This is a genomic window from Pseudomonas sp. WS 5410 (assembly GCF_012985645.1).
Taxonomy (GTDB): Bacteria; Pseudomonadota; Gammaproteobacteria; order Pseudomonadales; family Pseudomonadaceae; genus Aquipseudomonas; species Aquipseudomonas shahriarae.
On sequence record NZ_JAAQWS010000002.1, the window covers coordinates 216100 to 228693 of the forward strand.

The window sequence follows — 12594 nt, forward strand, 5'->3', positions numbered from 1 at the left end:
CTTATTTGGTCTCGGGCTTGTCCAGCTTGACCTCAAAGCCGTATTGCAGCGTGTTCAGCGCAGTGCGCTGGTAGGTTTCAAGCACGGTCGGCTGGCCATAAAAGTAATGCACGTCAAACAGTGCGGTGCCGTATTCCTCGGCGCGGTGGCTGACGCCTAGGATTTCCTTCAGGTAGTTGCCGCTGGCATCCTTGGCAAAGAACCGCCAGCTATCGGAAGGGAACAGCGCCTGGTCGACGATCAGGGCGTTATCTTTCAGCAACAGGCCCTTGGGCAAGTGCGTGGTGTCGAGGGTGTTTTTTTCGATCGTGGCCAGGAACAGCGGGATGGATCCCACCGCATAGGCCGGGGTTTCCGGGAATAAATTGAGATCGTAGGTGATGGCGCCGCGCCATGGGTCGACTTCAAAGGCTTCGGTGGGCAACTCGATGGGTTCCCCGCGGTTGCCTTCATCATCTGCGGTAAAGAACGTCAGCGGGGCGTCGCTGCTGGTGCGTGTCGAGCCGACCAGGTCGTCATTGAAGGTGAAAGGATGGTCGAAGGTGATGTGGGCGGCGCTGGCGTCCTCTACTGACTGGCTGATGGTGATGCTGCTTTTGAGCTGGTCTTCGGAGAGCGTGGCACTTTTGAGCCAGTCCGCAGCTTGGTCGTCATACACGGTGACCGGCATGGGCAGGCCCTGGACGGTCTTTTCCAGGCTGTTCTTGTCGAAGCGCCGTACAGGCAGCTCCAGATCCTTATGGGTGACTGTCGCGTCGGAGAAATCCAGCACGTTGACCTGCAGCGTATCGATCACCCCATTGAAGTAGACCTTGGCGTAGTGGCTGGCCTGCTTTTGTTCAAAGGCTTTTTGCGCGTCCTCCAACTGTTTCTCAAAGGCCTCGGACCAGGTGTTCTGCTTGCGCATCTGTGCCAGTTGCTGCTCGTAGAAGGCGACCTGGGCGGCACTTTCGTTGATCGAGCCGGAGCGGGAAAGAAACTGCCCCGTGGTGTCCCGGGCCTGGACCAGCAGCGGGTTGGGTGATTCATCTGCCACTTGTGGCGCCAGGGGGCTGGTGTTGCTCAGCTCGATCTCTGCGTAGTTGTTTTCCAGGGCCAGCAGGGTCAGCGTGATGTTTTCCTGAGTGCGTTTCTGGCCCACGTCCTGGCGGGTCAGGTCGAAGGCCAGGACTTTACTCGGGGCAATCACCTCGACCTGGCCTTTGAGCATGACAGGCTGCGGCTGGCTCTTGTTGTCCGTCTCGATACCTTCGATGAACGGATAGGTCACGGTCAGGTCGTCCGGATTGGTCAGGTTGGAGCTGCTGGGGCTCAACTGAATGCCGGGGTCGGTTTCCGACCATTCCGGCTGGAACGGGATGACCTTGTTGTTGCTCAGGGTCACCGACTGCCATTCCAGGCCATGGGGGAAGGGGAATTGGTCCGGCATATTGAAACTGAACGGGAACACCGGTTGCAGATCGGTCAGGTAGTCCGAGTGCGAGTTCTTGCGCAGGACAAACAGCCCATTGATGTAGGTATCTACCAGGGCTTGCGGGGTAGGGTAGTGGGCAAGCACGGCCAGGGCGTTTTCCCCGTACTCGGTCTCGACAGGCTTGGTGTCGAGCTTGATGCGCGCCCGCTCCAGTAGCAGCAGCGAGCCGCCCAGTTCGCCTACGGCCTCTTTGAGGCGGGGATCCTGGATGGTGTCCAGGGACTGTTCGAACTGGGCGGTTTTTTCTTCGAGAGTGGCTTGCTTGTGCTCGTCGCTGGGGGAGCAGCCGCTGGCCGCCAGCAATGCCACACACAGGCCAAGACTGGCCAAGGGAGATCGCACATCCATTATTTGAGATTCCTGTCCGGCAGCATCGAGCCACGTTGATGGGGCCGACACTAGCAGAAAAATTGTCTTACAGAAGCGCTACAGGTCAGTTTCCGGGTGGTTATGGCGCGATGTGCGCGGCTGATATACTCGCCGCCATTTCTAGCCAAGCTGTGTGAGATTCCATGGAACGCTTTATCGAAAATGCAATGTACGCCTCCCGCTGGCTGCTGGCGCCGATCTATTTCGGCTTGTCCCTCGGGCTGCTGGCGTTGGCGCTGAAATTCTTCCAGGAAGTGATCCATCTGCTGCCCAATGTCTTTGCGATGGCCGAGTCGGAGCTGATCCTGGTGCTGCTGTCGTTGATCGACATGGCCCTGGTGGGTGGCTTGCTGGTGATGGTGATGATCTCCGGCTACGAGAATTTCGTCTCGCAACTGGATATCGACGACAACAAGGAAAAGCTCAACTGGCTGGGCACCATGGACTCTTCGTCGCTGAAGATGAAAGTGGCGGCCTCCATCGTGGCGATTTCCTCGATCCACCTGCTGCGTATCTTCATGGATGCCAAGAATGTCGATCCACAGCACCTGATGTGGTACGTGATCATTCACATGACCTTCGTGATCTCGGCGTTTGCCATGGGCTACCTGGATAAACTCACCAAGCATTGATCCGCGCCGGGCGCCTGTTTGCCTGGGATTTTGGGCTGATCAAGCGTAGGGCGAGTGTGCTAGTCTGCTCGCCCTTTTAGTTTGGATGACACGCAAGAAACTGCGCTTTTGCAGGATCTTGGGGTTGTCCTACAGCGGAGCCTTTCCATGTCCGAAGTCAATCTGTCCACCGACGAAACCCGCGTCAGCTACGGCATTGGCCGTCAGTTGGGTGACCAACTGCGCGACAACCCGCCACCGGGCGTCAGCCTGGACGCGATCCTGGCCGGCCTGACCGACGCGTTCGGCGGTAAGCCAAGCCGTGTTGACCAGGAACAAATGGCTGCCAGCTTCAAAGTGATCCGCGACATCATGCAAGCCGAAGCAGCCGCCAAGGCTGAAGCGGCCGCGGGTGCTGGCCTGGCTTTCCTGGCTGAAAACGCCAAGCGTGACGGCATCACCACCCTGGCTTCCGGCCTGCAATTTGAAGTGCTGACTGCTGGTGACGGCGCCAAGCCGACCCGTGAAGACCAGGTACGTACCCACTACCATGGCACCCTGATCGACGGCACTGTGTTCGACAGTTCCTACGAGCGTGGTCAGCCGGCAGAATTCCCGGTCGGCGGCGTGATCGCTGGCTGGACCGAAGCCCTGCAACTGATGAATGCCGGCAGCAAATGGCGCCTGTACGTGCCGAGCGAACTGGCTTACGGCGCACAAGGCGTTGGCAGCATCCCGCCGCACAGCGTTCTGGTATTTGACGTCGAGCTGCTCGACGTTCTGTAAGACCCGCTGCAGGTTACGCCTGGCTCTCTATAGGGCCGGGCTTGTGTGGGGGCTGGCTTGCCTGCATCGCGAGCAAGCCAGTTCCCACATAAAGCGGGTGGTGGCTCATGGGTGAAACTTGCCATTGAGCTCCGTCACCGGGCGCAACGCTCGGGCATAGCAGAACAGAAACAGATTCCTCACCACCTCCTTCAGCACTCCAGGCTCACTGGAACTCAGGCCGTTGACGTCCAGGTCGCCCTGGTCCTGCAGTTCATTCAGCGCTTCTTCTTCCAGCACCGCACACACTTCGCCGGTTTCCCGATGAAGGATCCGCAGGTAAGGGTGCGGACGGTCCAGCCAGGCATCAATCAAATAAGTCATGGGTCGCATCTCCTTGAAGGATTTCAATGAGAATAATTCTTATTCGTAGAATAGCAAGTGCCTATTGGCAATTTCCTGGTTTTTCGGAGTGGACATTGTGCAAGGTCAACAGGGCTGGCCTTTTGCTACTGGGGAGGTCTGGGGGGAGGGCGAAACGCCATCCCGCGTCAGGCGCGGGATGGGGGGCAGGCCGGTCAGACCTTGCGGACGAACTCGGACTTGAGCTTCATCGGGCCGATACCGTCGATCTTGCAGTCGATATCGTGGTCGCCATCGCACAGGCGGATGTTCTTGACCTTGGTGCCGACCTTGACCACCAGCGAGGTGCCCTTGACCTTGAGGTCCTTGATCACGGTGATGGTGTCGCCGTCTTGCAGGACGTTACCAACAGAGTCTTTTTTTACGGTTTCATCGCTGGTTGTTTCGGCTTCACCACCGGCGGACCACTCATGGGCGCATTCCGGGCAGATCAGCTGGGCGCCGTCTTCGTAGGTGTATTCGGAATTGCATTTTGGGCAGGGTGGCAACGTGCTCACTAAAGCTCCTTGAAAGTCAGGATGGCTAAAAGTCGCACATTATATAGGGTTTTGTCGGGGGGAGGGGCGATGCGGTCTAAATGTGGAAGCTGGCTTGCCTGCGATGCAGACACCTCGGTCTATCAGCTGTAGCGAGGTGATGCTATCGCAGGCAAGCCAGCTCCCACAGAGCGTTAGTGAGTACGGGCTACCGCAAACTCACTCAGCTCCACCAGGGCATCCCGGTATTCGCTGGCTGGAAGGGCTTCCAGGCATTTGATGGCGCGGGCCACGTAGTCACGGGCCAGTTGTGCGGTGTAGTCGAGCGAGCCCGAGGCTTCCACGGCGGCGCGGATGCTTTCCAGGTCTTCGATGCCGCCTTTCTGGATCGCCTTGCGCACCAGTGCCGCTTGTTCCGGGGTGCCTTCGCGCATGGTGTAGATCAGCGGCAGGGTCGGCTTGCCTTCGGCCAGGTCGTCACCGACGTTCTTGCCCAGGGTTTCGGCGTCGCCGCGATAATCGAGCAGGTCATCCACCAACTGGAAGGCCACGCCCAGGTGATCGCCAAAGGTGCGCAGGGCTTCGGCCTGTTCGGCGGTCGCCTCGCACAGGGCGGCGGCGCTGTGGGTCGAGGCTTCGAAGAGCATCGCGGTCTTGCCGCGAATCACTTCCATGTAGGTTTCTTCGGTGGTGCTGGCGTCGCGTACCTTGGACAGTTGCAGCACTTCGCCTTCGGCGATGATGCGCGTGGCCTGGGACAGGATCTTCATCACCGGCATCGAGCCCAGCTCGACCATCATTTCGAACGAGCGCGAATACAGGAAGTCACCCACCAGCACGCTGGGCGCGTTGCCCCACATGGCATTGGCGGTCTCGCGACCCCGGCGCATGCCAGACATGTCGACCACGTCGTCGTGCAGCAGGGTGGCGGTGTGCAGGAACTCGATAGTGGCGGCCAGCAGGCGCAGGTCATCGCCTTCGCGGCCCAGGGCCTTGCCACACAGCAGCACTAATAAAGGACGCAGGCGTTTACCGCCGGCCGAAGTAATGTAGTCGCCAATTTTGGAGACCAGCGGCACTTTAGAAGTCAGCTGCTTCTTGATGATGCCGTCGACGGCGCTAAAATCGTCCGCCACCGCGCGGTAGAAAGCTTGGGGTTGCATCAGCGACAGTCGCTCCAGAAGGGTTGCGCGGCATGCTAGGACCCGCGCCCCTGGGTGTCAAGGCGCGATAGACGGCTACTTGCAAGCCTTCCACAGCTTGCGTACAATCGCGCACCCTGAACTTCCTGGGCAGCACCTGCCTTACGCAATTGCATTCGGGACGTCCATCCCATGCAGCCATGCCAGCCAATACCTCTTCTTATAAAGCGCTGGGTGAGCAGGATTATCGGAGAAATACCATGTCGTACGCAGTAATTGTTACTGGTGGCAAGCAATACAAGGTCGCCCCAGGTGAATACCTGAAGATCGAAAAACTGGAAATCGCTACCGGCGAATCCGTTACTTTTGATCGCGTTCTGTTGGTCGCCAATGGCGATGACGTGAACATCGGCGCTCCAGTTGTTGCTGGCGCTACCGTTGTGGCTGAAGTGATCTCCCAAGGTCGTCACGATAAAGTCCGCATCATCAAGTTCCGTCGTCGTAAGCACCACATGAAGCGTATGGGCCACCGCCAGTGGTACACCGAGATCAAAATCACCGGTATTCAGGCTTAATTTCAGCCTAATTCCTCACTAGGAGAATTGACTCATGGCACACAAAAAAGCTGGTGGTAGTACCCGTAACGGTCGCGACTCAGAAGCCAAACGCCTTGGCGTTAAGATGTATGGCGGCCAGAAAATCATTCCGGGCAACATCATCGTGCGTCAGCGCGGCACCCAATTCCACGCCGGTTACGGTGTAGGCATGGGTAAAGATCACACCCTCTTCGCGAAAATCGAAGGCGTGATCAAGTTTGAAGTAAAAGGCGCGTTCAACCGCCGTTACGTGAGCGTTGTCTCGGCTTAATTGCGAGCTCGCTGGAAAAGCCCTGTCTTGCGACGGGGCTTTTTCGTTTGTGGGGTGAGTCTCTTGCAAAGCTGTTTGTGGTGGGCGAAGGCAGCGGGATTTGCGGTCGCTGATTGAGGTTGCTGCGCTCATTTTTGCAAGAGTCTTATGTCTTGGTTTCTTAAGCTCGTCCGTGCGGCGAGAGGCGTTTTGTTATGAAGTTCGTTGATGAAGTTTCGATCCGAGTAAAAGCTGGCGACGGCGGCAATGGTTGCATGAGTTTCCGTCGCGAAAAGTTCATCGAAAACGGTGGCCCGAACGGCGGCGACGGTGGTGATGGCGGTTCCATCTACATGATGGCCGACGAAAACCTCAATACCCTGGTGGACTACCGTTACACCCGGCACTTCGATGCCGAACGCGGCTCCAACGGCGGCAGCACTGACTGCACCGGTAAAAAGGGTGAGGATCTGGTGCTGCGTGTACCGGTCGGCACCACGATCATCGACTCTGCCACCCAGGAAGTGATTGGCGACCTGACCAAGGCCGGCCAGAAACTGATGGTTGTGCAGGGTGGCTGGCACGGTCTGGGTAACACCCGATTCAAGTCCAGTACCAACCGTGCGCCGCGCCAGACCACGCCGGGCAAGCCGGGCGAGCAGCGTGACCTGAAGCTGGAAATGAAAGTGCTGGCGGATGTGGGCCTGCTGGGTCTGCCAAACGCGGGCAAAAGTACTTTCATTCGCTCGGTGTCGGCCGCTAAGCCGAAAGTTGCGGATTACCCGTTCACCACCCTGGTGCCAAACCTGGGTGTGGTCAGCGTCGATCGCTGGAAGAGCTTCGTGGTCGCGGACATTCCGGGCCTGATCGAAGGTGCTTCCGATGGCGCGGGCCTGGGGATTCGCTTCCTCAAGCACTTGTCCCGTACCCGTCTGTTGCTGCACCTCGTCGACATGGCGCCGCTGGATGAAACCAGTGCGCCGGACGCGGCTGAAGTGATCGTCAACGAATTGACCAAGTTCAGTCCGTCCCTGGCTGAGCGTGATCGTTGGCTGGTGCTGAACAAGTGCGACCAGATCCTCGAGGAAGAGCACGAAGAGCGGGTCAAGGAAATTGTTGACCGCCTGCAGTGGGAAGGTCCGGTCTACGTGATCTCCGCCATTGCCAAAGAAGGCACTGAGCGTTTGACTCGCGACATCATGCGTTACCTGGAAGATCGTGCTGATCGCCTGGCTGCCGACCCGGCCTACAAGGCTGAATTGGCTGACCTCGACCAGCGTATCGAAGACGAGGCGCGTGCCCAGTTGCAGGCGCTGGATGACCAGCGTGCCCTGCGTCGCAGTGGCGTCAAGTCGGTCCATGACATCGGTGACGATGATTGGGACGAGGAAGATGTGGATGATGAAGATGGTCCAGAAATCATTTACGTGCGTGACTGATCTGTTGCGATAAACTTAAGCGCCGCTCAATCGAGCGGCGTTTTAGTATCTGGAAATCGGTAGTCACGAATAACGTTATGGGCGGCGCTGGGTCGCGTGGCCCTCAATCTAAGGTTGAAGATGATGCGGAGCAAAGTGACGGGTGCGCAACGCTGGGTCGTAAAGATCGGGAGTGCGCTGCTGACGGCGGATGGCAAGGGGCTGGATCGTGCAGCCATGAGCGTCTGGGTTGAACAGATGGTGGCCTTGCATGAGGCGGGTGTCGAGTTGGTGTTGGTGTCGTCCGGGGCGGTTGCCGCCGGGATGAGCCGCCTTGGCTGGACCGCGCGACCCAGCGCGATGCATGAGTTGCAGGCCGCTGCTGCGATTGGTCAGATGGGGTTGGTGCAGGCCTGGGAATCCAGTTTTGCCGAGCACGGCCGCCATACCGCGCAGATTCTGCTGACCCATGACGATCTGTCCGACCGCAAGCGCTACCTCAATGCCCGTAGCACCTTGCGTGCCCTGGTCGAGCTCAAGGTGATCCCGGTGATCAACGAGAACGACACCGTGGTGACCGACGAAATCCGCTTTGGCGATAACGACACCCTGGCGGCCCTGGTGGCCAACCTGGTGGAGGCTGACCTGCTGGTGATCCTCACGGATCGCGATGGCATGTTTGACGCCGATCCGCGCAACAATCCTGACGCTCAGCTGATTTACGAAGCGCGGGCCGATGATCCGGCGCTCGATGCGGTAGCGGGCAGTGTCGGTGGTGCGTTGGGGCGTGGTGGCATGCAGACCAAGCTGCGCGCGGCGCGCCTGGCGGCCCGTTCAGGTGCCCATACCATCATCGTCGGCGGGCGCCTGGAGCGCGTGCTGGATCGCCTCAAGGCAGGCGAGCGCATCGGCACATTGCTGTCGCCCGAGCGTGGCATGCTGGCGGCGCGTAAGCAGTGGCTGGCTGGCCATCTGCAGACCCGTGGCACCCTGGTGCTGGATGCGGGTGCGGTGTCGGCGCTGTCCCAGGGCAACAAGAGCTTGTTGCCGGTAGGCGTCAAGCTGGTCCAGGGTAGCTTCCGTCGCGGTGAAATGGTGGTGTGTGTCGCGCCGGACGGTCGTGAGATTGCCCGTGGGCTGGCCAACTACAGTGCCCTTGAGGCGCAGAAAATCATTGGGCAGTCGTCTGAGTCGATTGTCGGTCTGTTGGGTTACATGGCTGAGCCGGAACTGGTTCACCGCGATAACCTGATTCTGGTCTAAAGGGAAAATTGCGATGCGCGTAATGAAGGGGTTGCTGGGGCTGCTGATGGCGATGCCGCTGCTGGCTTCGGCCGAAGAGATTGGCCAGGTGTCGACCGTGTTCAAGTTTGTCGGCCCCAATGATCGGATCGTGGTTGAGGCTTTTGATGATCCCAAGGTAGATGGCGTGACTTGCTACCTGTCTCGCGCCAAGACGGGTGGGGTGAAGGGTGGTCTGGGCTTGGCCGAGGATCGCGCCGAGGCATCCATTGCCTGTCGTCAGGTGGGGCCGATTCGCTTCAAGGGCGAGCTCAAGGATGGTGATGAGGTGTTCAAGGAGCGCACCTCGCTGGTGTTCAAGACCATGCAGGTGGTGCGTTTCCTCGACAAGAAGCGCAATACCCTGGTGTACCTGGTCTACAGCGACCGTCTGATCGAAGGCAGCCCGCAAAATGCGGTGACGGCGATTCCGATCCTGCCGTGGCCTGGCGCGCAATAAGCCTGGCAGCTCCGCTCTGCTTTATGTGGGGGCTGGTTTGCCTGCGATAGCGGTTTAACAGTCGACTTCAATGTTGGATGTTATGTAACTGTCGCAGGCAAGCCAGCTCCCACATTTGTTTTGGGAGAGGGCATAAATCGTAGGCAATAAAAAACCGACCCTGGGGTCGGTTTTTTAACAAGCTTATCGCTTAGGCTGCAGCAGCAAGGTTCAGAGCCTTGATGTGGCCATTCAGACGACCTTTATGGCGAGCAGCTTTGTTCTTGTGGATGATGCCTTTATCGGCCATACGGTCGATAACTGGCACGGCCAGAACGTAAGCAGCTTGAGCTTTTTCAGCGTCTTTTGCGTCAATGGCCTTAACTACATTCTTGATGTAGGTACGAACCATGGAACGCAGGCTGGCGTTGTGGCTGCGACGCTTCTCAGCCTGTTTTGCACGTTTTTTGGCGGAAGGTGTGTTGGCCACCGTCGAGCTCCTCGAAAGACTTTTTAGGAAATAGCAAACAAAATAGGCCGCGAATCATGCCGATGAGTTGAAGTCTTGTCAAGGGCGGCTGATGCGAACTGCTGAGTGGTCGATCTGAAGAGGCGGGTGATTTATTTCCGGCGCTTGACCTGTAAACTCGCGAGCTTTGGCTCTGTGCTGTTGCAGGCGCGCAGTATCGCATAAGTAGGCGCTTTGTTCGCCTGCTCTTTATCTATAGGCAAAAACTCTTTCAATGAATCTGCTCAAGTCGTTGGCCGCCGTCAGCTCGATCACCATGATTTCCCGGGTTCTGGGGTTTGTGCGTGACACCCTCATCGCACGTATTTTTGGCGCGAGCATGGCCACGGATGCCTTCTTTATCGCGTTCAAACTGCCCAACCTGCTGCGGCGGATCTTCGCCGAGGGCGCGTTTTCCCAGGCGTTCGTGCCGATCCTGGCGGAATACAAGACCCAGCAGGGCGAGGAGGCCACCCGCACCTTTATCGCCTATGTCTCGGGCCTGCTGACCCTGGTGCTGATGCTGGTGACCGTCGCCGGGATGCTCGCTGCGCCCTGGATTATCTGGGCCACGGCGCCCGGGTTTGCCAACACTCCGGAAAAATTCGCCCTGACCAGTGATCTGTTGCGGGTGACCTTTCCTTATATATTGCTGATTTCCCTGTCTTCCCTGGCGGGCGCGATCCTCAATACCTGGAACCGGTTCTCGGTGCCGGCGTTTGTGCCGACCCTGCTTAACGTCAGCATGATCATCTTTGCCCTGTTCCTCACGCCGTACTTCGATCCGCCGGTGATGGCGCTCGGCTGGGCGGTGCTGGCCGGTGGCCTGGCGCAACTGTTGTATCAACTGCCGCACCTGAAAAAGATTGGCATGCTTGTGCTGCCGCGCCTGAACCTCAAGGACACGGGCGTGTGGCGGGTGATGAAAAACATGCTGCCGGCGATTCTCGGGGTATCGGTCAGCCAGATTTCCCTGATTATCAACACCGCATTCGCTTCGCTGCTGGTATCCGGTTCCGTGTCGTGGATGTATTACGCCGATCGCCTGATGGAATTGCCCTCCGGTGTGCTGGGCGTGGCGCTGGGCACCATTTTGCTGCCGACCCTGGCCCGCACCTATGCCAGCAAGGACCGCCACGAATACTCGCGTATTCTCGATTGGGGCCTGCGCCTGTGCTTTGTGCTGGTGCTGCCATGCTCCCTGGCCCTGGGGATCCTGGCCGAACCGCTGACCGTTTCGCTGTTCCAGTACGGCCAGTTCAGCGCGTTCGACGCCTTGATGACCCAGCGTGCATTGGTCGCCTATTCGGTGGGGTTGCTGGGGATTATCGTGATCAAGGTCCTCGCGCCGGGCTTTTACGCCCAGCAAAACATCCGGACCCCGGTGAAAATTGCGATTTTCACCCTGGTGGTCACCCAACTGTTCAACCTGATCTTCATCGGGCCGCTGGCTCACGCGGGCCTGGCCCTGGCGATCAGTGCCGGGGCGTGCATCAATGCCGGCCTGTTGTTCTATCAATTGCGCAAACAAAAAATGTACCAGCCGCAGCCAGGCTGGGGCATGTTCGCCCTCAAATTGCTGGTAGCGGTGGCGGTGATGTCAGCGGTATTGCTGGGGTTGATGCACTGGATGCCGGCGTGGGGCGAGGGGCAGATGCTTGAGCGATTCCTGCGCCTGGGCCTGCTGGTGGTGGCCGGGGTGATCGCCTACTTTGGCATGTTGCTGCTGCTGGGCTTCCGCCTGCGGGATTTCAATCGCAAGGCGCTGAATTGATCGCAATCAACAATAAGCCGGCTGTTTTTTCGATTCGGATCATTTGGCCTGTGCTGTTGCCTGTCGTCCGGGGCCGGGTGTGGTTATAATCGACCACTTTATGAGCAAGAAGCGCGTTATGCAGCTGGTTCGAGGTCTCCACAACCTGCGCCCCGAGCATCGGGGCTGCGTCGCCACTATTGGCAACTTTGACGGTGTTCACCGTGGCCACCAGGCGATCCTGGCGCGGCTGCGCGAGCGCGCAGTCGAGTTGGGCGTGCCCAGCTGCGTGGTGATTTTCGAGCCGCAGCCCCGTGAGTTCTTCACTCCCGAGACGGCTCCAGCCCGTTTGGCCCGCCTGCGGGACAAACTGCAACTGCTGGCCGAAGAGGGCGTGGACCGGGTTCTGTGCCTGGCCTTCAACCAGCGTTTGCGCAGTCTCAGCGCCACCGAGTTCGTCGACCGTATCCTCGTCGATGGCTTGGGCGTGCAGCATCTGGAGGTCGGCGACGACTTCCGCTTCGGTTGCGACCGGGTAGGGGATTTCGATTTCCTGCAGCAGGCCGGCGTGACCCAGGGGTTTACCGTCGAAGCCGCGCAAACCGTCGAACTGGACGGCCTGCGCGTGAGCAGCACCCAGGTGCGAAATGCCTTGGCCGCTGCCGACTTCGCCTTGGCCGAGCGTTTGCTCGGTCGCCCGTTCCGGATTGCCGGGCGGGTCCTGCACGGCCAGAAGCTGGCGCGCCAACTGGGCACGCCAACCGCCAACGTGCAACTCAAGCGCCGTCGCGTGCCACTGACCGGGGTGTACCTGGTGAGTGTCGATATTGACGGTCAACCCTGGCCCGGAGTCGCCAATATAGGCGTCAGGCCAACGGTTGCAGGTGATGGCAAGGCCCACCTGGAAGTTCACCTTTTGGATTTTGCCGGGGATTTGTATGACCGGCGTTTGACGGTGGTTTTCCACCAAAAGCTGCGTGAAGAGCAGCGATTCGCCTCCCTGGAGGCGCTGAAAACGGCGATCAATGCGGATGTCGCCGCCGCCCGTGCACTAGCCGCACCTAGCGCCCATCGCTAATGAAGAGCCTT

At 58.9% G+C, this 12594-nt stretch carries 14 protein-coding genes; 9 read left to right on the forward strand and 5 right to left on the reverse strand.

Translation table 11 applies throughout. The features are described 5' to 3' along the window. Nucleotide 1 precedes the first annotated feature (1 nt). Nucleotides 2-1822 (reverse strand): hypothetical protein, encoded by a 1821-nt coding sequence (locus tag HBO24_RS04440; protein ID WP_170059350.1) that lies wholly within the window; start codon nucleotides 1820-1822, stop codon nucleotides 2-4. A gap of 164 nt (nucleotides 1823-1986) precedes the next feature. Here HBO24_RS04440 and HBO24_RS04445 point away from each other — a divergent pair, with 164 nt between their 5' ends. After that, nucleotides 1987-2475: a TIGR00645 family protein gene (locus HBO24_RS04445; RefSeq protein WP_057441112.1), complete on the forward strand. Its 489-nt coding sequence runs from the start codon at nucleotides 1987-1989 to the stop codon at nucleotides 2473-2475. A gap of 147 nt (nucleotides 2476-2622) precedes the next feature. Then, entirely contained in the window at nucleotides 2623-3240 is a 618-nt protein-coding gene (locus HBO24_RS04450) for an FKBP-type peptidyl-prolyl cis-trans isomerase (protein ID WP_038443496.1), read from the forward strand. 105 nt (nucleotides 3241-3345) lie between these two features. Here the strand turns inward: HBO24_RS04450 and HBO24_RS04455 are convergent, their stop codons facing one another. The 3 genes from HBO24_RS04455 to HBO24_RS04465 all read right to left on the reverse strand — a co-directional run bounded on the left by HBO24_RS04455 (nucleotide 3346) and on the right by HBO24_RS04465 (nucleotide 5281). Then, nucleotides 3346-3603, reverse strand: a complete 258-nt coding sequence (locus tag HBO24_RS04455) for a hypothetical protein (protein WP_038443494.1) — start codon at nucleotides 3601-3603, stop codon at nucleotides 3346-3348. Nucleotides 3604-3797: 194 nt separating this feature from the next. Next, nucleotides 3798-4139: a zinc ribbon domain-containing protein YjdM gene (locus HBO24_RS04460; RefSeq protein ID WP_115129038.1), complete on the reverse strand. Its 342-nt coding sequence runs from the start codon at nucleotides 4137-4139 to the stop codon at nucleotides 3798-3800. Nucleotides 4140-4312: 173 nt separating this feature from the next. Next, nucleotides 4313-5281 (reverse strand): polyprenyl synthetase family protein, encoded by a 969-nt coding sequence (locus tag HBO24_RS04465; RefSeq protein ID WP_032861875.1) that lies wholly within the window; start codon nucleotides 5279-5281, stop codon nucleotides 4313-4315. Between the two features lie 239 nt (nucleotides 5282-5520). On the opposite strand from HBO24_RS04465, the gene rplU reads away from it, so the two are divergent. The 5 genes from rplU to HBO24_RS04490 all read left to right on the forward strand — a co-directional run bounded on the left by rplU (nucleotide 5521) and on the right by HBO24_RS04490 (nucleotide 9265). Continuing rightward, nucleotides 5521-5835: a 50S ribosomal protein L21 gene (rplU, locus tag HBO24_RS04470; protein ID WP_003176051.1), complete on the forward strand. Its 315-nt coding sequence runs from the start codon at nucleotides 5521-5523 to the stop codon at nucleotides 5833-5835. Between the two features lie 34 nt (nucleotides 5836-5869). Continuing rightward, the gene (gene rpmA / locus HBO24_RS04475) at nucleotides 5870-6127 is read left to right on the forward strand and encodes a 50S ribosomal protein L27 (RefSeq protein ID WP_029292052.1); all 258 of its coding nucleotides are present in this window, start codon (nucleotides 5870-5872) and stop codon (nucleotides 6125-6127) included. A 194-nt stretch (nucleotides 6128-6321) separates the two neighbouring features. Then, a complete protein-coding gene (gene cgtA / locus HBO24_RS04480) occupies nucleotides 6322-7545 on the forward strand; it encodes an Obg family GTPase CgtA (protein ID WP_170059351.1) in 1224 nt (407 codons plus the stop codon). 123 nt (nucleotides 7546-7668) lie between these two features. Beyond that, nucleotides 7669-8787: a glutamate 5-kinase gene (gene proB, locus HBO24_RS04485; RefSeq protein ID WP_057441105.1), complete on the forward strand. Its 1119-nt coding sequence runs from the start codon at nucleotides 7669-7671 to the stop codon at nucleotides 8785-8787. 13 nt (nucleotides 8788-8800) lie between these two features. Beyond that, nucleotides 8801-9265, forward strand: coding sequence for a CreA family protein (locus tag HBO24_RS04490; protein ID WP_038443485.1), 465 nt, complete (start codon nucleotides 8801-8803; stop codon nucleotides 9263-9265). A gap of 190 nt (nucleotides 9266-9455) precedes the next feature. Here HBO24_RS04490 and rpsT read toward each other — a convergent pair whose 3' ends face one another. Beyond that, complete coding sequence (gene rpsT, locus HBO24_RS04495; RefSeq protein WP_003215870.1) at nucleotides 9456-9734, reverse strand: 30S ribosomal protein S20; 279 nt, start codon at nucleotides 9732-9734, stop codon at nucleotides 9456-9458. 253 nt (nucleotides 9735-9987) lie between these two features. Between rpsT and murJ the strand changes: the two genes are divergently transcribed. Both murJ and ribF read left to right on the forward strand, forming a co-directional pair. Beyond that, nucleotides 9988-11526, forward strand: a complete 1539-nt coding sequence (murJ, locus tag HBO24_RS04500; RefSeq protein WP_115129037.1) for a murein biosynthesis integral membrane protein MurJ — start codon at nucleotides 9988-9990, stop codon at nucleotides 11524-11526. A 118-nt stretch (nucleotides 11527-11644) separates the two neighbouring features. Then, on the forward strand, nucleotides 11645-12583 hold the full coding sequence (ribF, locus tag HBO24_RS04505) for a bifunctional riboflavin kinase/FAD synthetase (RefSeq protein WP_057441100.1): 939 nt from the start codon (nucleotides 11645-11647) through the stop codon (nucleotides 12581-12583). Nucleotides 12584-12594: the final 11 nt, after the last annotated feature.

What these genes read in the sequence shown, in the direction of transcription:
- HBO24_RS04440 (WP_170059350.1), bottom strand. Translation starts at nt 1,822, where the DNA reads ATGGATGTGCGATCTCCCTTGGCCAGTCTTGGCCTGTGTGTGGCATTG.
- HBO24_RS04445 (WP_057441112.1), top strand. Translation starts at nt 1,987, where the DNA reads ATGGAACGCTTTATCGAAAATGCAATGTACGCCTCCCGCTGGCTGCTG.
- HBO24_RS04450 (WP_038443496.1), top strand. Translation starts at nt 2,623, where the DNA reads ATGTCCGAAGTCAATCTGTCCACCGACGAAACCCGCGTCAGCTACGGC.
- HBO24_RS04455 (WP_038443494.1), bottom strand. Translation starts at nt 3,603, where the DNA reads ATGACTTATTTGATTGATGCCTGGCTGGACCGTCCGCACCCTTACCTG.
- HBO24_RS04465 (WP_032861875.1), bottom strand. Translation starts at nt 5,281, where the DNA reads ATGCAACCCCAAGCTTTCTACCGCGCGGTGGCGGACGATTTTAGCGCC.
- rplU (WP_003176051.1), top strand. Translation starts at nt 5,521, where the DNA reads ATGTCGTACGCAGTAATTGTTACTGGTGGCAAGCAATACAAGGTCGCC.
- rpmA (WP_029292052.1), top strand. Translation starts at nt 5,870, where the DNA reads ATGGCACACAAAAAAGCTGGTGGTAGTACCCGTAACGGTCGCGACTCA.
- cgtA (WP_170059351.1), top strand. Translation starts at nt 6,322, where the DNA reads ATGAAGTTCGTTGATGAAGTTTCGATCCGAGTAAAAGCTGGCGACGGC.
- proB (WP_057441105.1), top strand. Translation starts at nt 7,669, where the DNA reads ATGCGGAGCAAAGTGACGGGTGCGCAACGCTGGGTCGTAAAGATCGGG.
- HBO24_RS04490 (WP_038443485.1), top strand. Translation starts at nt 8,801, where the DNA reads ATGCGCGTAATGAAGGGGTTGCTGGGGCTGCTGATGGCGATGCCGCTG.
- murJ (WP_115129037.1), top strand. Translation starts at nt 9,988, where the DNA reads ATGAATCTGCTCAAGTCGTTGGCCGCCGTCAGCTCGATCACCATGATT.
- ribF (WP_057441100.1), top strand. Translation starts at nt 11,645, where the DNA reads ATGCAGCTGGTTCGAGGTCTCCACAACCTGCGCCCCGAGCATCGGGGC.